The organism is Saccharopolyspora sp. NPDC050642, from assembly GCF_040654735.1.
GTDB classification, from domain to species: Bacteria; Actinomycetota; Actinomycetes; order Mycobacteriales; family Pseudonocardiaceae; genus Saccharopolyspora; species Saccharopolyspora elongata.
This window is the reverse complement of the sequence record NZ_JBFAIN010000057.1, coordinates 21,757-43,206: the sequence shown is the minus strand read 5'-3', so window position 1 is coordinate 43,206 and position 21,450 is coordinate 21,757. Positions and strand designations below refer to the sequence as shown.

Here is a 21,450-nt window from a genome sequence, read left to right as displayed (position 1 = left end):
GGCTATGCGCCTGCGGCGCATGCGGCACCCCATCGACGTGCAGCTTTGCGGCCCGCGGCTGCGGGCCGACCAGGATGAAAAACACTCATTGAAATTGCGGGAGTTGTCCACAGCCTCCGGCGTGTCGTGGCCCGACACGCCGGTGGTCCGCAGTTTCAATTGAAACTGCGGACCACCGGAACGTAGGTCACCGAACGTAGATCACCGTTGTGCTGGTCTGCGTAGGGTCCAGGTGGCCGGAGGAGCGCCTGGGCACTGCGGGTTCCGTTACTGCTGGCCGGCGAAGCGGGCCGGTTGGAGGGCGGGGAGGTCGGTGCGGCCGATGAGGCGCTGGGGGCGGAAGTCCGCGAGGATCTCCGCGAGGTCTCCGGTGAGGAGTTCCTGCGCGGCGAGACGCCCGAGGAGTGGGCCGAGCGTGATGCCGCTGTGCGTGCAGAGGGTGTAGATCTTGCCTCTGTCGCCGAGGAACCCGGCGACGGTCAGGCCGTCGGCGGGCATGGCGCGCTGACCGATGCGCAGGGATTCCAGGTGGGCCCCTCCGGTGCCGTCGAGCAGGTCGTTGAGGCGGCTGCACAACTGCCTGGCGTGGTGGCCGTCGAGCGCCGGCGGGTTGGCCGGGTCGGCGTCGGCGTCGAGGTCCAGGCCTTGCACGATCAGTCGGCCGCCACCGTCCGGCCGGACGTTGAGCCGCGGCGTGGTGAGGATGCGGTCCAGCCTCGTGGGGAGCGGGTTGGTGTAGCCGAGCATCCCGACGGTCGCGGTTCCCGCGGCGTCGGGGTCGGCCACGGGGATGCGGTGGCCCGCCGACGCGGTGAGCGCCTCGGTCCAGCGGCCGACCGCGAGCACGACGGCGTCGGCCTCGGCGACACCGTCGGCCAGCTCGATCCGCACCCCGCTGTCGGTCTCGGACAGGCCGGTCACCGTCGCGGGGCAGCGCAGGCGTGCGCCGTGGTCGCGTGCTTCGCCCCACAGCCGCGATACGAGCAGCGCCGGGAAGACGTGTCCTTCGGTGGGGTAGTGGGCGATGTCGGTGACGTGGTCGGGGATGCGCAGGTCGGGCACGAGTTCGCGGGCCCGCTGCGGGGTGATCCAGTCGACGGGGTAGTCGCGGTCGGTGAGTTCCGCGACCGAGGCGGCGAGCCGGTCCGCGCCCGTGGGGTCTTCGGCCCACTCGAGGTTTCCGTTGCGCACCAGCCATGTCTGCGCGGTGTCGGAGGCGAGCGCGTCGTGTTCGGCGAGTCCGGCGACGTTGAGGTCGTGGTAGGAGCGCGGGTTCTTGCTGTGCGAGTTGGTCCAGGCGAACGACGTGCCCGATGTCCCGGCCAGCGCCGCGGACCGTTCGAACACGGTCACCTCGGCGCCGCGCAGGGCCAGCGATCGTGCGACGCTGGCACCCAGCACTCCGAGGCCGACGACGGCGATCCTGTTGCTCATCGTTCCCTCACAATCTCACTGCGAACGGCCGGCGCGGGTGCGTCGGCCCTCTTGCTGGACGTCGCGGCGGTCATCAGCAGCAGCACCACGGCCGAAGTGGCGATGCCGTACACCGCGTAGGGCACGGTGGTGTCCAGCACCTGCGCGACGCCGCAACCGACGATGCCAGCCACCATGCTCGCGATCGCGGTCGCCGGGGTGAGGTCGCGGCGGCGGTGCAGCAGGTAGCCGAGGAAGATCGGCGCGGCCAGCGCCGCCGCCGAGTAGGCGTAGGTGGCCACGAGCCACGGCAGGGCTTGTGGGAACACGACCGCCAGCACGGCGGCGATGATCGACACCGCGACGGTCAGCACCCGCGACAGCGCGACGGTCCGGCGTTCGCTCGCCTGCTTGCCGGCGATGTTCTGGTAGACGTCGCGGGTCAGGTTGGCGGTGACCGACTGCAGGGCGGCGCCGCTGGTGGCGACGATCGTCGAGACGAGGAACGCCGCGAAGACGATGAGCATCCAGGACGGCAGCTGGGTGAGCAGCCAGCCGGCGGCGTCCTCCTGGGAGGACAGGTTCGGGTTCATCGCGTGCACCGCGAGCCCGATGCAGCCGGCGTAGACGCCGCTGATGAGCATCGTCAGGCCCGAGAGCCCGAGGCCGCGGCGCGCGTCGCTGATCCGCTTGGTCGCGAACACGCGCTGGTAGTAGAGCTGGTTGGTCAGGGTTCCGGGGATGATCGCGGCCGCCCACAGCCAGATCTGCTGCCAGCCCACGGCCGTGACTCCCTCGAAGCCCCACAGCCGCTGCGGCACGACCTGGGTGACGTGCGTCCAGCCGCCGGCCAGCTGGATGCCGTAGATCGCGACGACGAGCGCCATGGTGATCTTGAAGAGGCCGAACACGAAGTCGGCCCACGCCACCGAGGTCAGCCCGCCGGGCAGCACGAACGCCAGCGAAGCGAGGGCGATGACCGCGACGAGCACGGGGAGGGGGATTCCGGTCAGCTGGCCGAAGAGCCGGGCGAAGGCGACGAACTGCGTCGCGATCCAGCCGAACGGGACCACCAGCGCGGCGAGCGCGGCGATGGCGGTGAGCAGCCGGTTCTGGCCGAACAGGCGGGTGACGACGTCGGGCACGGTGGTGAACCGCTGCTCGCGCAGCCAGCGCGCGATCAGCATGAGCAGCAGGAAGCCGACCAGCACGCAGCCTTCGTAGATGAACACCGACCACCCGGAGCTGTAGCCGATCCCGACGTGGGCGATGAGCACGCCGCCGCCCGAGGCGGCGGCGAACTGGGTGATGACGACGACGAACAGCGGCAGCGACTCGTTGGCCGCGAGCCAGTCCTGGGACGTCTTGGCGCGGCGTCCGAAGTAGACGGACATGGCGGCGCCGGCGCCGATCACCAGCAGGGTGGTGAGGACGATCCCGACCAGCTGTCCGGTCGAACCAGTGGGCATGGTGTGCCTCCAGTGATCACGCGTTGGTGAAGCGGCTGGGGTCGAGGTGGTCGATGTCGTGCGCGGTGCCGCCGGTCAGGACCAGGTCGGCGCCGATCTCGCCGAAGACCGGTGCGAGCTTGAAACCGTGGCCGGAGAAGCCGGTCATGACCGTGGCGTTGCGCAGGCCGGGCAGGGCGCCGAGCAGCGCGTGGTCGTCCGGGGTGAACCCTTCGGCGTAGGTGCCGATCCGGATCGGGTGCGGCACGACGCCGGGCAGCAGCCGGGCCGTGGCGGCCGATGCCGCGCGGACGAATTCCGGGGAAGCGTTGCGGGGCAGGGCATCCGGGCCGTCCAGCACCGGGAACCCGAGGTGGTGCGGCACGGTCTTGATGGATGCGCCGTCCAGTGACGGGAAGCAGGAGAACCCGGCTTCGCGGTGTCGGCGGATGGTGATCGGCAACCGGTCCGGCAGGTGGGCGGCGTGGTCGCGGGCCGCCCACCAGCACGCGGTGATCAACCTGACCTCGACCGGAAGTCCTCGCAGCGGTTCCAGCCGCGACGCCCACGGCCCGGGGGCGAAGACGACGTGATCGGCGTCGAAGTCCTTGCCGTTGCTGGTGATTCGCCACCCATGCGCGGTCTCGGAGGCCTCTTGGACCGGGTGGTGGGACAGCAGCGTCGCACCGGATGCCTCGGCGGCGTGCAGGGCTGCCTGCACTGCGAGCTCGGGGCGGAGGACGCCCGCGGCCGGATCGAACACCGCTACTTCGTCGTCGTCGACCGCGTGCTGGGGAAAGCGCTCCCGAGACCGGTTCGCGTCGAGGACTTCGTGGTCGAGCCCGTGCTCTTCGGCGCAGCGCTGGACGGCCTGGACGTCCGGGTGGTCGGCGCGGCCGATGGTCAGCCCGCCGCACATCGTCAGCAGATCGGACCCGGACGTTCGCTCCAGGTCGTGCCACAGGCCGCCGGACCGCTGCAGCAGCGGGACGTAGCTCGATCCTTCCTTGTAGATGGTCCGGAAGATCCGCGATTCACCGGCGGATGCGCCGCGGTCGTGACCGGGGGAGTAGGCGTCAAAGGCCAGTACCTCGGCCCCTCGACGGGTGAGCTGCCAGGCGGCCATCGCACCGATCACGCCGGTGCCGATGATCGCGATGCGCGGGGTTGCCAATGGTCACACTCCTTCGTGCGCCGATGACGATGTTCACCGGGGATGGGAGGTCCGTGAAAATGCGCACGGCGCATCGACCGATCCACTGGGGATCGGCGGCTTAGGGGGATTCCTCGTTACTGGGGAATTGTTTGTTCGAGGAAGTACTCGACGAGGTCGGGGCGCATGATCCACCACGCCACTTCGGCGAGATCGCCGTCGGTCAGCCAGGTCAGGCGCCGCAACCGGATCACCGCCTTGCCTACGGGCAGCTGCAGCCGATCCGCGGTCGCCTCGTCGAGGTTGATCGGGTCGATGTAGACGCGGGACTTCGCCGCGGGAACGCCGATGCGGGTGAAGTAGTCGTGCACGGTCAGGTGGACGAGGTCCTCGTCCTGCAGTCGTGGTGCCAACGAGAACGGGATGACGGACAGTTCGACGGCGATCGGGTTGTCGTCGACGTCGAACTTCAGCCGCCGCAACTCGTGCACCGGCGCGTCGTCGGCCACGCCGGGCAGGTCGACGTCGGCGTCCCGGGCCGGGACCACCGTGATCGAGTCCACCGCGTGCCGACCCGGGATCTCCGGGCCCTGCAGCACCGGGTTGGCGATGCGCAGCAGGTTCTCCTGCCGTGCACTCGATGCGACGAACGTTCCGCGTCGGCGGTGGCGCTCCACCAGGCCCGCCTGCGCCAGCTCGGTCAGCACTCGCTGCGCGGTCGCGCGGCCGATCGAGTGCTCCTGTTGGAGTTCGGACTCGGTCGGCAGCCGGGTTCCAGGCGGAAGCGCGCCGGAGCGGATCTGCCGCTCCAGCTCGTTGCGGATCCGCAAGTACGCCGGGACTGCCATGGGAGGAGAATCTAGCGGGCGATCAATTGACCGGTCAATACTGGGTTTGCACGGTCAATATCGTCGCGGAGCGCGGGGCGCCCGGTATGAGCTGCCTTACAGGCGCGCGGGAGATATTTGGATTTTGAGATTCCAGTTATCTAGGGTCGTGCTCGTGCGGCTGACCAAACGAACCGATCTCGCGCTGCGGATAGCGATGCGCCTCGCGGTCCTGGACGACGAAGCCGCGCCGACCACGCGCGAGGTCGCCGGCCAGGTCGCCGTTCCCTACAGCCATGCCGCGAAGGTCGTCACGCTGCTGCAGCGCCTCGGCGTCGTCGAAGCTCGCCGGGGTCGAGGTGGCGGGCTCGCTCTGACCCAGTCGGGGCGCACCGGATCTCTCGGCCGACTCGTCCGCGAGCTCGAAGGCGTGGGCGATGTGGTGGGCTGCGAGGACGATCCGCCCTGCCCGTTGCGGTCGGCATGCCGACTTCGCACGGCGCTGCGCAACGCCCAGGAAGCCTTCTTCGCCGCGCTCGACCCGATCACCATCGAGGACCTGGTGGCCGCCCCCACCGGACCCATCCTGCTGAGCCTGTCGTCGAGGCCGCCGGCGGGCTGACCCCGGAACGCGCCGCGCCCGGTGATCCGGTGCGGCCAAAAATACGAATATTGGATACCAGTTTGGAGTTGGCCGATGTTGTCCGAGGAATCGATCGAAACGGTGCGCGCCACCCTGCCGGCGGTCCGCAGCGCCATCGGCGAGATCGCGTCGGTGTTCTACGACAAGCTCTTCACCGCCCGCCCCGAGTTGCTGCGCGACCTGTTCAACCGGGGCAACCAGGCGAGCGGCGAGCAGCAGCAGGCCCTGGCGGGATCGATCGCGGCGTTCGCCTCGGCGCTCCTGGAAAATCCCGGCACCCCGCCCGAGACGATGCTGAGCCGCATCGCGCACAAGCACGCGTCCCTGGGGATCACGCCCGACCAGTACGCGATCGTGCACACGAACCTGTTCGCCGCCATCGCCGAGGTGTTGGGCGAGGCCGTCACTGATGAAGTCGCCGCGGCGTGGAGCGAGGTCTACTGGTCGATGGCGGACGCGCTCATCGCGATCGAAACCCGCCTGTACGCCGAGGCGGGCACCCCCGACGGCGACGTCTGGCGCGACTACCGCGTCGTGGGCCGCCTGCCCGACAACGACGTCGTCACCTTCCTCGCCCGCCCGGTCGACGGCTCCCCGCCACCCGCGTCGCGACCCGGCCAGTACGTGTCCGTGCAGGTCGAACTGCCGGACGGGGCGCGCCAGATCCGCCAGTACAGCCTCTCCGGCGCGCCCGCCGACGCGGTGCAGTTCACGGTCAAGAAGGTCGTCGGCAGCCCGGACGGCGAGGTCTCCAACCACCTGCACGAGCGCGTCACCGAAGGCGACGTCCTCCGGATCGGGGCGCCCTTCGGCGATGTCACGCTCGGCGACGGCGACGGCGACGGCGACGGCGACGGCGACGGTCCGGTCCTGCTCGCCTCGGCCGGCATCGGCTGCACACCGATGATCAGCATGCTCAACCACCTGGCGGGCACCGGCTCGCCGCGCCGGGTCATCGCCGTGCACGCCGACCGCGCCCAGGGCACCCACGCATTCCGCGCCGACCTCGACCAACTCGTCGCGAAGCTGCCCGACGCCACCGCCCACGTCTGGTACGAGGCCCCCGAAGGTCCCTGGCCTGCCGACCGCACGGGGCTGGTCGACCTGACCGCGATCGGCATCCCGGAGGGCATCACGGCCTACCTGTGCGGGCCGTTGCCGTTCCTGCGCGCGGTCCGCACCCAGCTCCGCGAACTCGGCGTCCCGGCGACCGACATCCACTACGAGGTCTTCGGCCCCGACCTCTGGCTCGGCCAGGACTGACGTTTCCGGGCAGTGCTCCGATGATTCGGTCCAGCCCGCAACGCTGAACCGCGTCTCGACCACCAGGGTGCCGACCACGCCCGAACATCCGGATGCATCGTCGGCGCCGCCTGGTGCCCGTCCGCGATCAGGCGAGCAGTTCGCGCGCGTCCGTCCACATGCGAGTGACGATCTCTCCCGCCGGTGCCGTGGTGGCCAGGGCCGCGCTCTGGCCGGCCCAGTGGTTGACCCGGTCGAGACCGGCCGCACCGCCCCGGCGCCACTGGCCCACCAGCCGCCGCTGGACGGGATATGGGGCGGGCAAAGGAGCTTCGTCGCTCGTCCACGCCGTCACGAACGGCGTCGGCGCCGCCCGTCCGAGCCGGCCGGTGTACGCGCGGGTGGTGACCGTCCGCTCCGGCGACAGCCCTTCCATGGCGGCCGACCAGCCGTCGTCGATGCCCGCCTCGGGGGAGCGCAGCAACGCGGTCCCCACCTGGACCGCGCTCGCGCCGAGGGTCAGCGCGGCGGCCACGCCACGACCGTCCGCGATTCCGCCGGCCGCGATGACCGGGATCCGCAGCCGGTCGACCAGGTGCGGGATCAGGGCGAAAAGGCCGACGTCGGTCTGCTCGGCCGTCTGCGGGTCGAAGCTGCCCCGGTGCCCGCCCGCTTCCATTCCCTGAGCGACGACGGCGTCGGCACCTGCGTCCTGGGCGGCCAGGGCGTCGGCGAGGTTGGTCGCGCAGGCGAACCACGCGATGCCCGCCCGGTGCAGCCGCTCGACGTAGTCATCGGCGAAGAGCCCCATGATCGACGAGACGACCGTCGGCCGGGCCGCCAGCATGGCCTCGCACTGCTCGGCGAAATCCGGGCTCGGAGGCCCGGCCTCGCCAGCTTCGCCGAACCGCGTCAGGAACTGCTCCGCCGCCTGCTGCCGCCCGGGATCGTCGACCGGCGCGTCCGGGATCCAGGTGTTCAGCTGGAACGGGCCGGACGTTCCCGCGCGGAACCGCTCCACCCAGTCGCCGATGAGTTCGGGCCGGTCGAGCACCACCCCGTTCGCGCCCATCCCGCCGGCTTCGGCCACCGCGATCGCCAGCCGGGGCGGGCAGGCACCGGCCGTCGGTGCCTGCACGATCGGCACGCGCAGGCCGAAGCGCGCGCAGAAATCCCGAACTCGTTGCTGCATGTGCAGTTCCTCCCATGGTTTTGCGTGGTGGACGAGCGATCGGCGCGCTGTCGACGAGCTCAGGTCGAGACGAGGATGGACGAGGCTTCCCGCACGACGCGGTCGATGATCGCTTCGACGGGCTCGAGTTCGTCGATGAGGCCGATCGCTTCGCCGACGATGACGTTCCCGATGCTGTAGTCGTCGTTGTCCTTGGCGTTCTTGAAGACCTCTTGCAGACGGGGCAGGTCTTCGCGCAGCTCGTGCTCGTGCCCGTGCCACTGCCGGACGAAGTCGTTGCGCAGCACTCGTCCGGTGTAGTGGGAGGGCCAGTCCACCGCCCGGACGATGTCGTACACGCTCTGCCGCACGGTGTCGTCGCCGCTGGAGGCGAGTGCGCGGCGCTGCGCGGCGGCGGACACGGCCGCCTCCGTGCTCGCCCAGAACCGGCTCCCCATCACCACGCCGTCGGCCCCCAAGCACAAGGCGGCGGCCAGTCCGCGGCCGTCCGCCACCCCGCCCGAGGCCACGAGCAGTGTGTCAGGAGAACGCGCGGCGAGCAGGTCGGCCAGTTCGGGGACCAGGGTGAGGGTCGAACGGGTTCCGGTGCCATGCCCGCCCGCCTCTCCTCCCTGGGCCACCAGAACGCGCGCGCCGGAATCCAGGGCGCGTCGCGCTTCTTCGACCGTGCAGACCTGGCACAGCAGCGGCACGCCCGCCTCGTGGATCCGGTCGGCGAACGGCATCGGGTCGCCGAACGACAGGAACACCGCTGCCGGGTCGTGATCGAGCGCGACGTTGAGCAGCTCGGGATTCCGGGCCAGGCACCACGTGATGAACCCGCATCCGACCCGCCTGCTCACCGACGCCAGCTGCTCGTCCAGCCATTCGCGATCGCAGTACCCGCCACCGAGCAAGCCCAGCCCACCCGCCGCGGACACCGCCGAAGCGAGTCGGGCATCGGCGACCTTGTCCATCGGCGCGAGCAAGACCGGCCGCTCGATGCCCAGCGCCGCCGTCAGTCTGGTTGGGATCAACGCGTTCTCCCCGCTGTCGACCTGCGTCTCCGGTGCAGGAAGGACGCTAGGCTCTGCTAGGAATCGTGTCCAACGATGAGTGGCGAACGCTGCCATCGTCAGCGACGAACCCTAGAGGTCAGGAGCGAGCACGTGGAGTTGTCGGACCTGCAGGTGTTCGTCGTCGTGGCACGCACCGGTGGCATCACGCGCGCGGCCGCGGAACTGCACACCGTGCAGTCCAGCATCAGCGCGCGAATGGCAGGGCTGGAACGAGAACTCGGCGCGGTCCTCCTCCGCCGCCACGCCCGGGGAGTGGCCTTGACCGCGGCCGGGGAGCAGTTCTTCGGTTACGCCCAGCGGATCACCTCGCTCGCGGACGAGGCCCGCCGCGCCGTTCGGGACGACAGGCCTTCCGGGCCGTTGCGAATCGGAGCGATGGAGACGACGGCCGGGATCCGGTTGCCGCCCGTCCTCGAGTCCTACACCGCGGCCTGGCCGGATGTCGACCTCTCCGTGCTCACCGGCCCCACCGAGTCGTTGGTGGAGCTGGTCAAGGACCACGCCCTCGACGGAGCGCTCGTCGCCGGCCCAGTCAACGACGAGGACCTGCACGAAGAAGAGGTCTTCACCGAGGAAATGGTCGTCATCACCGCGCTGAGGCACCGCGACCTCGATGACGCATTGCGCGGACCCAACGGCCCCCGGCTGCTCGTGTTCCGCGCGGGGTGCTCGTACCGGCGCAGGCTTGAAACCGTCGTCCGAGCGCGGGGCGTGGAACCGAAGGTCCTCGACTACGGCACGGTCGAAGGCATCCTCGGCTGCGTCGCCGCGGGCCTCGGCATCACGATGCTGCCCCGGGCGCTGGTCGAGCATTCTGGACTGCGCCACCGACTCCGCCTGCACCGGATGGCGCCTGCCGACGCAACGGTGACGACCGTGTTCGTTCGTCGTCGCGACGCGCACGTCACCATGGCGCTGAAGGAGTTCCGCCGGCACCTCCACACCGCGGCCGACCGCAGCGTCGGCGCGGTCTTGCGCACGGTCGCGCCAGGAGAGGGCGGGTAGTCCCTCCAGGGGTGCTGTCGCCGACGTCGGTTGTGGTTGCCCTCCCGTCGAATTCGGCCCAAGGCCGGTCGCCGCCCGGGTGCAACAGTGGTGCCGCTCGCGTGTGCCATGTCCTGTCCTGGGGTGGTGTCGGCGGCGTGGGCGACATAGAGTGGATTGCGCGAAACTGATCGATATATGCTGCAAACAATCATGTTGGAGCAAAAATGCGCAGTCTTGCCGGTGCGCGCACGCGGGAAGGTGACCCATGGACGTAAGGACAGGTGTGCTCGGGTGCGGGCTGCGGGTGGGGATCGCCGACCACGCCCATCGGCCTGGTGAGGGCTCGCGGATCGTCGCGGTGTGCGATCCGGATCCGGCGCGCGCCGCTGCCGCCGCGCAGCGCTACGGCGACGACGTCCGGCAGACGCACACGCTCGATGAGCTGCTGGAAAGCGAGCTGGACGCGGTGTTCGTCGTCAGCCCCGACCACCTGCATGAAGAGCACGCCATCCGCTGCCTGGAAGCCGGGCTCGCCGTCTACCTCGAGAAGCCGCTGGCGGTCACCACGGCCGGCTGCGACCGCGTCCTCGCCGCGGCGCGGCAGTCCGGCGGCAAGCTCTACGTCGGGCACAACATGCGGCACATGCCGGTGATCCGCACGATGCGCGATCTCATCACCTCGGGCGCGATCGGTGAGGTCACCTCGATCTGGTGCCGCCACTTCGTCGGGCACGGCGGCGACTTCTACTTCAAGGACTGGCACGCCGACCGGAGCAAGAGCACGAGCCTGCTGCTGCAGAAGGGCGCGCACGACATCGACGTGCTGCACTGGCTGGCCGGCGGGTACAGCAGGCGCGTCAACGCGATGGGCGCGTTGACGGTCTACGGCGACATCACCGACCGCAACGAGCGCGAGACCTACAAGACGGGCCACGACTGGGCCGAGTACGAGCAGAACTGGCCGCCGCGCAGCCAGACCGGCCTCAACCCGGTGGTGGACGTCGAGGACCTGAGCCTGGTCAACCTGGAGCTGGACAACGGCGTGCTGGCGAGCTACCAGCAGTGCCACTACACGCCGGACTACTGGCGCAACTACACCGTCATCGGCACCGAGGGCAGGCTGGAGAACTTCGGCGACGACGCGGATTCGGTGGTCAAGGTGTGGAACCGCAGGCACCGCGGTTACGCGCCCGACGCCGACCGGGTGGTGGAGGTCGAGCGCGCCAGCGGCGGGCACGGCGGCGCGGACCCGCGCATCGTGGCCGAGTTCCTGGCGTTCGTGAGCGCCGACGTGCCGACCATCACCTCGCCGATCGCGGCGCGGGAAGCGGTCGCGACCGGTTGCGCGGCAACGGAATCGCTGCGCAGCGGTGGAATGCCGGTCGAGGTGACGGCGCCGGACGCCGCCCTGATCGACTACTTCGAGCGGTCCCGCGTCAGCTCGTCCTGACCAGTGCTCCGCTGCGCCCGCGGGGCGCAGCGGACACTTCTCCGCGGCACGCCAGCACAGCGCTCCCGGGGTCGTTTCAGAATGCTGCGCAGGTATGCGTGGGACATGGCCGTCTGAGGTGCACGGCGCCGGTTTCGCGCGAAAACGCCACCGGCGTCAGGCACCCACCACCGTGGCGTACTTGTCCACTTCGGACGCTGATCGGTTTGTTGGGCACAACAAACATCCGCTCATGCCGCATAGCGCGTTCACCAGCGCCGTCGGCTGGATCGCCGTCGCTGCGGCGCAGTGGCTCCCTACTGGTAGAGCGCCTCTGCCAGGGCATAACCCCTGCCGCCGCTAGGAGTGCGTACGCGCCGGGCGGGGTGCGGTCAGGGGTGGAGGACGACCTTGATGGCTCCGGAGGCACGGTCGCCGGCCACGCGGAAGGCCTCTGCGGCGTCGTCGAGGGGGAAGCGGTGGGTGATCACCGTCTGCGCGATCTCGGGGTTGCCGGCGAGCATCGCCGCGGCCTGTTCGGTGTCGCGGACGCCGTCGTGCCGGCCGTAGGCGATGGAGTGGATGTAGCTTAGTTCCTTGACCAGGCTGGCGATGCCCGGGATGGGCGCGGTGTGCTGGTACACGCCCAGCAGCACGACGCGACCGCCGACGCGGGCCAGTTCGGCGCACCGGGCCAGGCCTGCCTCGCTGCCCGCAGCGTCGATCACGACGTCGTAGACGCCGTCCGCCGAGCCGAGTCCGAGGCGTTCCGCCGCGATCCTCTGGTGCTTGTGGCGCACCTCGACATCGACGTCGAAGCCGCGCTGCCGGGCTGCCGCCGCAGCCAGCAGCCCGATGCTGCCGCCGCCGACGACCGCCACCCGCTCCCCGGGCTCGAGTGCCGCGCTACGCACACCGTGCCAGGCCACCGACGCCGGCTCCACGAGGCAGGCGTCGCGCACATCCAGGCCGGACGGGAGTCGGACGAGCATGTCCTCGGCGACGGTGACGGCATCGCACATCCCGCCGTCCCTGAATATCCCCAGCGTTCCGTGCTCCGGCGCGTTGCACCGCTGGACGTGGCCGGCGCGGCACTGGTCGCACTCTCCGCAGTAGACGGTGGGTTCGACGGCGTAACACGTGCCGTCGGCGGCGGTGCCGGCGAACTCGTGACCATAGGTGTAGCCCTGTACACCACACGTCGCAGGCTGTGCGCCTCACCGGCGCGCGTCGGCGTCGGCGACCTCGGTGGCGAAGTGGCAGTGCGAGACGTGCCCCTCGCCCAGGTCGTGCCCGGCCGGAACGGTGTGCGCGCAGTCCGGTCGGGCCATCCAGCACCGGGTGTGGAACGGGCAGCCGGACGGCGGTGCGATCGGCGACGGCGGGTCGCCTTCGAGCACGATGCGTTCCTGCTCCGGTTCGTCGTCGAAACCGGGGCGCGGGATCGCGGACAGCAGGGCCCGGGTGTAGGGGTGCGCCGGGTGGTCGTAGACCGCGTCGCAGTCGCCTTCCTCGACCACCCTGCCCAGGTACATCGTCGCGATCCGGTCGCAGAAGTGCCGCACCACGTCGAGGTCGTGCGCGATGAACACGACGGTCAGCGACAGTTCGCGCTGCAGCTCGGCGAGCAGGTTGAGGACCTGCGCGCGCACCGAGACGTCGAGCGCGGAGACCGGTTCGTCGCAGATCAGCACCTCCGGGTTCAGCGCGATGCCGCGGGCGATGCCGATGCGCTGGCGCTGTCCGCCGGAGAACTCGTGCGGGTACCGGTCGAGGTGGTCCGGCCGCAGGCCGACCTGTTCCAGGAGCTGCTCCAGCCGCGGGCGCAGGCCCGACTCGGGCAGCGCGTCGCGGTGGATCCGGAACGGCTCGGCCAGGATCGAGCCGACGGTCTTGCGCGGGTTGAGCGAGGCGTAGGGGTCCTGGAAGACCATCTGGATGTTGCGCCGCATCTGGGTTCGGGCAGCGCCTTTCGCACTGTGGACGTCGACGCCCCGGTAGCGGATCTGCCCGCTGGTGGGCTTCTCCAGCGCGGTGAGCAGCCGGGTCAACGTGGACTTGCCGCACCCGGACTCGCCGACGATGCCCAGCGCCTCGCCCTTGCGCAGCTTCAGGCTCACGCCGTCGACCGCTTTGACGGTGGCGGATCCGAGGCCGAACCGCCCGCCGCCGCGCTTGCGGTAGTGCTTGGTGACGTCGTGCACGTCGAGGATGTGCTGATCGGTCACGATGCGACCTCCGTCCAGAAGTGGCACCGGGTCTGCCTGCCGTCGTCCAGCTGCAGCAGTTCCGGTTCGACCGACTCGCAGTGTTCGCGCGCGATGCTGCAGCGGGGGTGGAAGCGGCAGCCCGCGGGGCGATCGGTGAGGCTCGGCGGCAGGCCGCTGATCGCGGGCAGCGGACCGCCGCGGTGCGACCGCCGCGGGATCGAGGCGACCAAGCCCTGGCTGTACGGGTGGATCGGCGCGGTGAACAGCCGGCGGATCGGCCCGTGCTCGACGACGCGCCCGGAGTACATCACCAGGGCGCGGTCGGCCATCTTGGCCGCGACACCGAGGTCGTGGGTGATCAACACCAGCGCCAGGCCGCGCTCGGCCTGCTGTTCGGCGAGCAGGTCGAGGATCTGGGCCTGCACGGTCACGTCGAGAGCGGTGGTGGGTTCGTCGGCGATCACGACCTCCGGGTCCAGCGCCAGCGCCATCGCGATGAGGATGCGTTGGCGCATGCCGCCGGAGAACTGGTGCGGGTAGTCGCCGGCGCGGCTTGCCGCCGCCGGAATCCGCACCCGGTCCATCATTTCCACGGCCTGCCGCCACGCCTGCTTCCGCGACGCGCCGCGGTGCAGCCGGTACAGCTCGCCGATCTGCTTGGCCACCGGTTGCACCGGGTTCAGCGCCGTGAGCGCGTCCTGGAAGATCAGCGACACGCGCGATCCCGTTGCCGCGCGGCGTTGCCGCTCGGGCAGCGCGAGCAGGTCCTGGCCACCGAGCTCGACGGTGCCGCCGACGATCTCGGCCGGCGGCGTGTCGAGGATGCCCATGATCGCCTGCGCGGTGACGCTCTTGCCCGAGCCGGATTCGCCGAGCACGGCGAGCGTTTCGCCCGCGCCCACGCTGAAGCTGACGTCCTGGACGGCGTGCAACCGGCCGGCGGGCGTGTGGAAGTCGACGCTGAGGCCGCGCACGTCGAGAACCGTGCGCCGGTCGTCCTCGGCCTGGTGCGGCGCGGACCGCGCCTTCGCGTTCACGATTTCTTTCCTTTCGGGTCGAGGGTCTCCCGCAGGCTGTCGCCGAGGACGACGAACGCCAGGACGGCGCCGGTCAGGAACAGGGCAGGGTAGACCAGCAGGTGCGGGCTGGCCTGCCACTGCTGCTGGGCGGTGGAGAGCTGGAGCCCCCACGAGATCGCGGGCGGCTGGAGCCCGATGCCGAGGAAGGTCAGCGCCGCCTCGGCGGCGATGACACCGCCGATCTCGAGGGTTTTGAGCACGATCAGCGAGGTCAGCGCGTTCGGTGCGATGTGCGTGCCCATGATGCGCAGGTGGCTGCCGCCCAGCACGCGCGCGGCCTGCACGTATTCGAGGTTGCGGATCTTGAGGACCGAGCCGCGCATGTAGCGCATGCCGCCGGGCCAGCCGAAGACGATCAGGACCAGGCTCACCGTCCAGATCGTGCGTTCTTCGAACAGGTTGAGCACCACGATCGCGGCGATGATCATCGGCAGGCCGAACACCACGTCGGCGATCCGCGAGACGACTCCGTCGACGATGCCGCCGAAGTAACCGGCCAGCGCGCCGAGCACCGCGGCCAGCACGAAGGTCACCGCGGTGACGAGCAGACCGATCGCGATCGACGGCCGGGCGCCGTGCACGACGTTGGCGAAGTAGTCGCAGCCCTGCATGTCGAAGCCGAACGGATGGCCCGGCGCCGGGCCCGCGCCGCTGAGCCGCAGCTCGCAGTGCATCGGGTCGGCTGAGGTGAACAGGCTCGGCCAGACCGCCATCAGCACGTAGCCGGCGGCGATCAGCGCCGCGACCACGAACAGCGGCGCGCGCAGCGGCCTCGGCAGCCGGCCGACCAGCGTGAACCTCCGGCGGGGCGCGGCCTGGGCGGGAGTGGGGGAGAAGTCGGTCCGGTCAGGCATTGCGCACCCTCGGGTCGATGATTCCGTAGCTGATGTCCACCAGCAGGTTCACCAGCAGGTAGATCAGGATGATGAAGGTGGCCACGCCCACCACGATGGTGCCCTGCTGGGTCTGCACCGCCTGCACCAGCAGGCCGCCGATGCCGGGCAGGTTGAACACGCTCTCGACGATCACGGCGCCGCCGAGCATCGCCGCCAGGCTGAGCCCGAGGTAGGTGACCACCGGGATCATCGAGTTGCGCAGCGCGTGCCCCCACACGACGCGACCGGCCGACGCGCCCTTGGCCCGCGCGGTGCGGATGAATTCGGCGCCCATCACGTCGACCAGGCTCGACCTGGTCAGCCGCGCCAGCGGCGCCGCGGCCTCCAGCGCCACCACCAGCGCCGGGAGGATGAAGCTCATCGGCCAGCCGTTGGCGACGCCCGCGATCGGGAACAGCTGCAGCTTCAAGCCGAACACCAGCTGCGCCATGAAGGCGATGACGAACCCGGGCAGCGCCACGAAAAGCACCGTGAACGCCAGGGTCAGGTGGTCGCCGAAGCGGCCGCGGTGCAGCGCGCCGAAGATCCCGACCACGAGGCCGATCACCAGCTTGAACACCCAGGCGGTCAGCGCCAGCTGCAGCGTCGTCGGCCACCGCTCGGCGATCATCTCGAGCACCGGCCGGCCGAAGAAGTCGGTGCCGAAGTCGCCCTGGAACAGCCCGGTCATGTACAGCAGGTACTGGGTGATCAGCGGCTCGTCCAGGTGGTACTGCTCGCGCAGCGCCGCCACAGTGGACGGTGGCATCGGCCGGTCGCCGGCGAGCGCGGCGATCGGGTCGCCGGGCATCGCGTAGACCAGCGCGAAGATCAGGAACGTGACGCCGAACAACACCGGCAGCATCGCCGCGAAGCGGCGGACGACGTATCCGAGCATGTCGGCATCACCCCTCGCGGCCGGGGCCGCACTCGAACTCGGTCAGGTAGTACTGGAGGTCGCCGCCGAGCGTGACCGGCGTGGCGCACGGCGCGTGCGCGGCGTAGATGGCCGGGTAGTAGAGCGGAATCGCGGGCATGTCGTCGAGGATCAGGTCCTCGGCGCGCTGCCAGAGCCGCGCTGCTTCCAGCTCGTCGCCGGTGCCCAGCGCCTGGTTGATCAGTTCGTTGGCGCGCGAGTTGTCGTAGCGGGTGTACTCGTTGCCGTCGCCGCCCTTGCGGAACATGCCCAGGTACTGGTCGGGGCTGGGGTAGATGTCGCCCCAGAGGCTCAGCGCCGGGCCGGTCAGCTCGCCGCTGATCTGCGCCTGCGTGAGCTGGGCGGGCAGCACCGGTTTCAGCTTGACCTCGGCGCCCAGCTCCTGCCGCAGCGCGTTGGAGATGGCCAGCGCGATCTGCGACATCTCGGTGCCGCCACCGCCTCCGGTGTTGGAGTACCAGATGACCACCGGTTCCCGGAATCCGCCGGCTTCCGCGACGAGGCGGCGAGCCTCGTCCGGGTCGTACCGGCAGGCCGTGCAGGCGTCCGCCCGGTAGGGCGCGCCGACGGCCTCGACCAGCAGGGAACGGGCCGGGGTCGCCGTGCCGCGCAGCAGCGCGCCGGCCATCGCGTCGCGGTCGATCGCCAGCGAGATCGCCTTGCGCAGCCGCGGATCGCGCAGCGACTCGACGTACTCGGGCACCAGCATCTGGGTGATCTGCCGCTGCTGCGGGATCGCGAACAGGCCGGAGTCGCCGAGCTGGGCGCGGGCGTCGTTGAGCAGGCCGCCGGGCAGGTTGCGCAGCACGTCGAGCTGCCCGGCCTGCACGTCTCGGTAGGCGGTGTCCTGCGACTGGTAGATCTTGAACTGGATCTCCTCGGCCGCCCCGGGCGGCACCTCGCCCTGGTAGTCGTGCCAGCGCTGCAGCACGATCTTCTCGTTGCGGTCCCAGCGGACGAAGCGGTACGGGCCGTTGCCGATCGGCGCCTGCGAGTAGCCGGTGGGGTCGGCCAGGCCCTCCTTCGGGATCGGGCACGCGCTGTAGGAGGCGATGATCTTCGGGAAGTCGTAGTTGGGCTGCTTGAGCGTGACCTGCAAGGTCAGCGGCCCGAGCACTGCCAGCCCGCGCAACGTGTCGCGCTGCGGCGGGTCCTCGTTGACCTCGTCGAAGCCGTCGATGACGCTGAAGGTGGAACTCGCCTTGTACGCGTTGGGGCCGTAGGAGACCGCGTTCCAGGTGTCCGCGTAGGTCTGCGCGGTGATCGGTTCGCCGTTGTGGAACGTGCGGCCGGGGCGCAGCGTGATCGTCCACACCCGACCGTCGGCGGTGCGCACGCTTTCCGCGCCGCGCATCCGGAGGTCGCCGGCCCTGGCGAAACCGAGGCCGGTCAGCGGCTCGCACAGTCCCATGTAGACCTGGCTGCCCGATTGCTGCTGCGAGTTGAGCTCCGGCGGATCCGGGTACTGCGCGACCCGCAGCACCCGCCCGGCGTCGGTGTCTGGCATGCCGCAGCTCGTAAGCAGTGCCAGGCACATCCCGGCGGCGAGCACCAGCCGTCTCCGGAGCTTCTGGGGCATGTGTTGCTCTCCCTAACTCAGATACCAGCTTGCGCATGTGTGCTCGTAAGTCCGAGTTATCGAGCAACTTCATGCAAGTTCGGTCATTATTAACGCGGCCGGTGGCGCCTGTCACTACCTCGGTCCGCATTCCTTGGAACACACTGGTCAATGCGCTTGATCCGGTGACTCCGTGTGGTCGGGGCGCTACGCAAGGCTTCTTCTCGGTGATCGTCACCGCAAGTCGGCGGCTCCTGCGGTGGCGGTGACCGAGGCTGTACGATGATTGATATTGATTGATTAGTCTCTTGTTCGATCAAATTCGGGCATCTAGTCTGGCGGCGTGGCGCGCTGCGACGGACTCCGCGTGGCGGTTCGGCAGTGCCCGGCCTCCCGCCGCGCCGTCGTTCGGCGGCGCACCGGAGAACGAGCTCGCCGCGGCAACGACAGGTTTTGGAGGACTTGATGACGTCTGGCGGATATCTCGTGGACGGCGAGATCGACAGCCAGCCGGAATGCTGGCTGCGCGCCGCGGAGCTGGCCCGGGAGGTGGCCGGCGTGCTGCCGGCCCGCGGTGAGCGGGTGGCCGTGGCCGGGTGCGGCACCTCGTGGTTCATGGCCATGGCGTACGCGACGCTGCGGGAGGCCGCCGGCGAGGGCGTGACGGACGCGTTCCCCGCATCCGAAATGCCCGCCGGCCGGCCCTACGACCGCGTGGTGGTGATCAGCCGCTCGGGAACCACCACGGAGGTGCTCGAACTCCTGCGGCGGCTGAAGGGCACGGTGCCCGCGGTCGGGATCACCGCCGTTCCCACCGCGCCCATCGCGGAGGTCTGCGACGAGCTGGTCGCGCTGGAGTTCGCCGACGAGCAGTCCGTGGTGCAGACGCGGTTCGCGACGACCGCGCTGGCCCTGCTCCGAGCTTCGCTCGGAGCGGATCTGACCGCGGCCGTCGCGGACGCCCGCGCCATGCTGGACGCCGAGCTCGGCGCGCTCCCGGCCAGCGAGCAGATCACCTTCCTCGGGAAGGGCTGGACGGTCGGGCTGGCGCACGAGGCGGCGCTGAAGGTGCGGGAAGCCGCGGGCCTGTGGTCGGAGGCGTACCCGGCCATGGAGTACCGGCACGGCCCCATCAGCATCGCCGAACCCGGCCGGGTGACCTGGATGTTCGGCGAGACCCCGACCGGGCTCGCCGCCGAGGTTTCCTCGGCCGGAGCCGACTTCGTCGACAGCGGGCAGCGCGACCCGATGGCGCACCTGGTGCTCGCCCAGCGAGTCGCGGTGGCCGCAGCGGTGAAGCGCGAGCTGGACCCGGACAACCCGCGCAACCTGACCCGGTCGATCGTCCTGGACGACATGTGACGGACAGCGCCGGCGGCCCCGTGGTCGGTGTCGACGTGGGCGGGACCGAGACGAAAGCGGTGCTGGTCGACGCATCGGGGACGGTGCTGGCGCAGCGGCGCCGCGCGACGCCGCCGCCGTCGTCCGACACGGCCCAGCGAGTGCTGGACCTGACGTCTTCGCTCGTCGCCGACCTCTCCGAGCACACCGCGCCGGCGGCCGTGGGCTTCGTCGTGCCGGGGATCGTCGACGAGTCCCGGGGCGTCGCGGTGTTCTCGGGGAACCTGGGGTGGTCGGACGTGCCGTTCGCCTCGTTGCTCGCGGAGCGGATCGGGCTGCCGGTCGCCTTCGGCCACGACGTCCGGGCCGGGGCGCTGGCGGAACACCGGCTCGGTGCCGCCCGGGAGGCGAGCGACGCCGTGTTCCTCCCGGTCGGCACCGGAATCTCGGCGGCGCACGTGCAATCCGGCCGGGTCTACGCCGCAGGCGGATACGCGGGGGAGATCGGGCAGGTCCCGATCTCGGCTCGGATTCGCCTGGAGGAGGTCGCCTCCGCGGGCGCGATCAGCCGGCGCTACCAGGACCGGACCGGGACTCCGGTGGCGGGCGCGGCGGACGTGGCGAGGCGCGTCGCCGCAGGGGACCCGGTCGCCACCGCCGTCTGGGACGAGGCGGTCGATGCGCTGGGCGGCGCGCTGATCTGGCTCACCGCCTTGCTGGCGCCGGAGGTCGTCGTGGTGGGCGGTGGCCTGTCTCAGGCCGGGCCGCTGCTGTTCGACCCGCTCACCCGTCGCGTGGAAGAGGACTGGAACCTCCAGCGCACGCCGCGGATCGTGCCCGCCGCGCTCGGCGATTGCGCGGGCAGCCTGGGCGCGGCGCTGCTCGCCGCCGAACTGGTGGGGACGACATGATTCTCGGCGGCGGCAAGGTCGTCGCGGCGGACTCCGCCGTCCTCGATCCCGGCTGGGTGGAGGTGCGCGACGGCCGGATCGCTTCCATCGGGGCCGGGCCGGCGCCGAAGCCAGTCGACGTCGACCTGCGGAATCGGTGGCTGGTGCCGGGTTTCGTCGACATGCACGTGCACGGTGGCGGGGGAGCCGCATTCCAGGACGGGACCCGGGAACGAGGGCGGCGGGCGGTCGAATTCCACCGCGCCCACGGAACGACCACGCTGGTGGCCGGGCTGGTCACCGCTCCGTTGCGGGTGATGGAGCGGAAAGTCGCCGAGCTCGCCGAGTCGGTCCAGGACGGGCTCATCGCCGGGGTGCACCTCGAAGGCCCGTTCCTGGCCGCCGCGCACTGCGGTGCCCACCCGCCGTCGCTGCTGCGCGCACCGGCCGCGGCGGATCTGCGCCGATTGCTCGACGCCGGTGATGGTGCGGTCCGCATGGTCACCCTCGCGCCCGAGCTGCCCGGCGGTCTGGACGCGGTGCGCCAGGTCGTCGACAGCGGCGCCACCGCCGCGATCGGGCACACCGACGCCGATTACGAACTCACCCGCGCGGCCGTGGACGCCGGGGTCACCGTCGCGACCCACCTGTGGAACGGGATGCGGCCGCAGCACCACCGCCGTCCCGGGCCGGTGCCCGCCCTGCTGGCGGCGGCCGGGGTCACGATCGAGCTCATCGTCGACGGACTCCACCTGCACCCGGCGATCGCGCATGCGGCGGCGAGCGCGGCGGGATCAGGGCGCACCGCGCTGGTCACCGACGCGATTGCCGCCGCCGGTCTGGACGACGGCACCTACCCCCTCGGCGAGGAGACCGTCCGGGTGCGCGGCGGCGAAGCCCGCCTGGCAGAAGGCGATTCGCTCGCCGGCAGCACGCTCACGCTCGACCGCGCGTTGCGCAACGCGGTCGCCATCGGAATCCCGTTCCTCGACGCGCTCGCGGCGATCACGAGCGTTCCCGCCCGCGCCGTCGGGCTCGGCGGCGAAGCCGGCTCGCTGGCTCCCGGCCGCCCGGCCGACCTCGTCGTGCTCACGGACGACCTCCTCGTCGACGCCGTGTTCGCGCGCGGCAACCCGGTCATCAACCACACTGAAGAGAGGTAGCAGCC

The 21,450-nt window shown here is 70.7% G+C and carries 19 protein-coding genes and 1 pseudogene; 7 read left to right on the top strand and 13 right to left on the bottom strand.

From position 1 onward, the window contains the following. Window positions 1-267: 267 nt before the first annotated feature. From AB0H93_RS41610 to AB0H93_RS41595, 4 genes are all read right to left on the bottom strand, one after another. Entirely contained in the window at window positions 268-1,434 is a 1,167-nt protein-coding gene (locus tag AB0H93_RS41610; RefSeq protein WP_358581847.1) for an FAD-binding oxidoreductase, read from the bottom strand. After that, complete coding sequence (locus AB0H93_RS41605) at window positions 1,431-2,882, bottom strand: sodium:solute symporter family protein (protein WP_358581843.1); 1,452 nt, start codon at window positions 2,880-2,882, stop codon at window positions 1,431-1,433. The genes AB0H93_RS41610 and AB0H93_RS41605 overlap by 4 nt, the downstream gene beginning before the upstream one ends. 16 nt (window positions 2,883-2,898) lie before the next feature. Then, window positions 2,899-4,035, bottom strand: coding sequence for an N-methyl-L-tryptophan oxidase (gene solA / locus AB0H93_RS41600; RefSeq protein ID WP_358581841.1), 1,137 nt, complete (start codon window positions 4,033-4,035; stop codon window positions 2,899-2,901). A gap of 116 nt (window positions 4,036-4,151) precedes the next feature. Continuing rightward, window positions 4,152-4,862, bottom strand: coding sequence for a GntR family transcriptional regulator (locus AB0H93_RS41595; protein ID WP_358581838.1), 711 nt, complete (start codon window positions 4,860-4,862; stop codon window positions 4,152-4,154). Between the two features lie 154 nt (window positions 4,863-5,016). Here AB0H93_RS41595 and AB0H93_RS41590 point away from each other — a divergent pair, with 154 nt between their 5' ends. After that, window positions 5,017-5,463, top strand: coding sequence for an Rrf2 family transcriptional regulator (locus AB0H93_RS41590; RefSeq protein WP_358581836.1), 447 nt, complete (start codon window positions 5,017-5,019; stop codon window positions 5,461-5,463). Window positions 5,464-5,538: 75 nt separating this feature from the next. Next, a complete protein-coding gene (locus AB0H93_RS41585) occupies window positions 5,539-6,747 on the top strand; it encodes a globin domain-containing protein (protein WP_358581833.1) in 1,209 nt (402 codons plus the stop codon). Window positions 6,748-6,874: 127 nt separating this feature from the next. Here AB0H93_RS41585 and AB0H93_RS41580 read toward each other — a convergent pair whose 3' ends face one another. Both AB0H93_RS41580 and AB0H93_RS41575 read right to left on the bottom strand, forming a co-directional pair. Beyond that, window positions 6,875-7,918 (bottom strand): nitronate monooxygenase, encoded by a 1,044-nt coding sequence (locus AB0H93_RS41580; protein WP_358581830.1) that lies wholly within the window; start codon window positions 7,916-7,918, stop codon window positions 6,875-6,877. A gap of 59 nt (window positions 7,919-7,977) precedes the next feature. Further along, window positions 7,978-8,934, bottom strand: a complete 957-nt coding sequence (locus tag AB0H93_RS41575) for a nitronate monooxygenase (RefSeq protein WP_358581827.1) — start codon at window positions 8,932-8,934, stop codon at window positions 7,978-7,980. Between the two features lie 132 nt (window positions 8,935-9,066). Between AB0H93_RS41575 and AB0H93_RS41570 the strand changes: the two genes are divergently transcribed. Both AB0H93_RS41570 and AB0H93_RS41565 read left to right on the top strand, forming a co-directional pair. Continuing rightward, window positions 9,067-9,981 carry a LysR substrate-binding domain-containing protein gene (locus AB0H93_RS41570; RefSeq protein WP_358581825.1) on the top strand — a complete coding sequence of 305 codons (915 nt, stop codon included), beginning with the start codon at window positions 9,067-9,069 and terminating at the stop codon, window positions 9,979-9,981. A 247-nt stretch (window positions 9,982-10,228) separates the two neighbouring features. Beyond that, a complete protein-coding gene (locus AB0H93_RS41565; RefSeq protein ID WP_358581823.1) occupies window positions 10,229-11,413 on the top strand; it encodes a Gfo/Idh/MocA family oxidoreductase in 1,185 nt (394 codons plus the stop codon). A gap of 371 nt (window positions 11,414-11,784) precedes the next feature. On the opposite strand, the gene AB0H93_RS41560 is transcribed toward AB0H93_RS41565, so the two are convergent. The 7 genes and pseudogenes from AB0H93_RS41560 to AB0H93_RS41530 all read right to left on the bottom strand — a co-directional run bounded on the left by AB0H93_RS41560 (window position 11,785) and on the right by AB0H93_RS41530 (window position 18,072). Next, complete coding sequence (locus tag AB0H93_RS41560; RefSeq protein ID WP_358581852.1) at window positions 11,785-12,384, bottom strand: zinc-binding dehydrogenase; 600 nt, start codon at window positions 12,382-12,384, stop codon at window positions 11,785-11,787. Further along, window positions 12,385-12,564 (bottom strand): annotated as a pseudogene (locus AB0H93_RS41555) (alcohol dehydrogenase catalytic domain-containing protein); the annotation flags it as partial. 45 nt (window positions 12,565-12,609) lie between these two features. Further along, the gene (locus AB0H93_RS41550; RefSeq protein ID WP_358581820.1) at window positions 12,610-13,620 is read right to left on the bottom strand and encodes a dipeptide ABC transporter ATP-binding protein; all 1,011 of its coding nucleotides are present in this window, start codon (window positions 13,618-13,620) and stop codon (window positions 12,610-12,612) included. Next, window positions 13,617-14,639, bottom strand: a complete 1,023-nt coding sequence (locus tag AB0H93_RS41545; protein ID WP_358581818.1) for an ABC transporter ATP-binding protein — start codon at window positions 14,637-14,639, stop codon at window positions 13,617-13,619. Before AB0H93_RS41545 ends, AB0H93_RS41550 begins: the two co-directional genes overlap by 4 nt. Next, the gene (locus AB0H93_RS41540; RefSeq protein ID WP_358581815.1) at window positions 14,636-15,535 is read right to left on the bottom strand and encodes an ABC transporter permease; all 900 of its coding nucleotides are present in this window, start codon (window positions 15,533-15,535) and stop codon (window positions 14,636-14,638) included. The genes AB0H93_RS41545 and AB0H93_RS41540 overlap by 4 nt, the downstream gene beginning before the upstream one ends. Then, on the bottom strand, window positions 15,528-16,454 hold the full coding sequence (locus tag AB0H93_RS41535) for an ABC transporter permease (protein ID WP_358581813.1): 927 nt from the start codon (window positions 16,452-16,454) through the stop codon (window positions 15,528-15,530). The genes AB0H93_RS41540 and AB0H93_RS41535 overlap by 8 nt, the downstream gene beginning before the upstream one ends. A 7-nt stretch (window positions 16,455-16,461) precedes the next feature. After that, complete coding sequence (locus AB0H93_RS41530) at window positions 16,462-18,072, bottom strand: ABC transporter substrate-binding protein (protein WP_358581811.1); 1,611 nt, start codon at window positions 18,070-18,072, stop codon at window positions 16,462-16,464. 444 nt (window positions 18,073-18,516) lie between these two features. Between AB0H93_RS41530 and AB0H93_RS41525 the strand changes: the two genes are divergently transcribed. Genes AB0H93_RS41525 through nagA form a run of 3 tightly spaced genes read left to right on the top strand, consistent with a single transcriptional unit; the run spans window position 18,517 to window position 21,445 of the window. Continuing rightward, window positions 18,517-19,413 carry an SIS domain-containing protein gene (locus AB0H93_RS41525; RefSeq protein WP_358581809.1) on the top strand — a complete coding sequence of 299 codons (897 nt, stop codon included), beginning with the start codon at window positions 18,517-18,519 and terminating at the stop codon, window positions 19,411-19,413. Continuing rightward, the gene (locus tag AB0H93_RS41520; RefSeq protein ID WP_358581806.1) at window positions 19,410-20,303 is read left to right on the top strand and encodes an ROK family protein; all 894 of its coding nucleotides are present in this window, start codon (window positions 19,410-19,412) and stop codon (window positions 20,301-20,303) included. The genes AB0H93_RS41525 and AB0H93_RS41520 overlap by 4 nt, the downstream gene beginning before the upstream one ends. Beyond that, window positions 20,300-21,445: an N-acetylglucosamine-6-phosphate deacetylase gene (gene nagA, locus AB0H93_RS41515; protein WP_358581804.1), complete on the top strand. Its 1,146-nt coding sequence runs from the start codon at window positions 20,300-20,302 to the stop codon at window positions 21,443-21,445. The genes AB0H93_RS41520 and nagA overlap by 4 nt, the downstream gene beginning before the upstream one ends. Window positions 21,446-21,450: the final 5 nt, after the last annotated feature.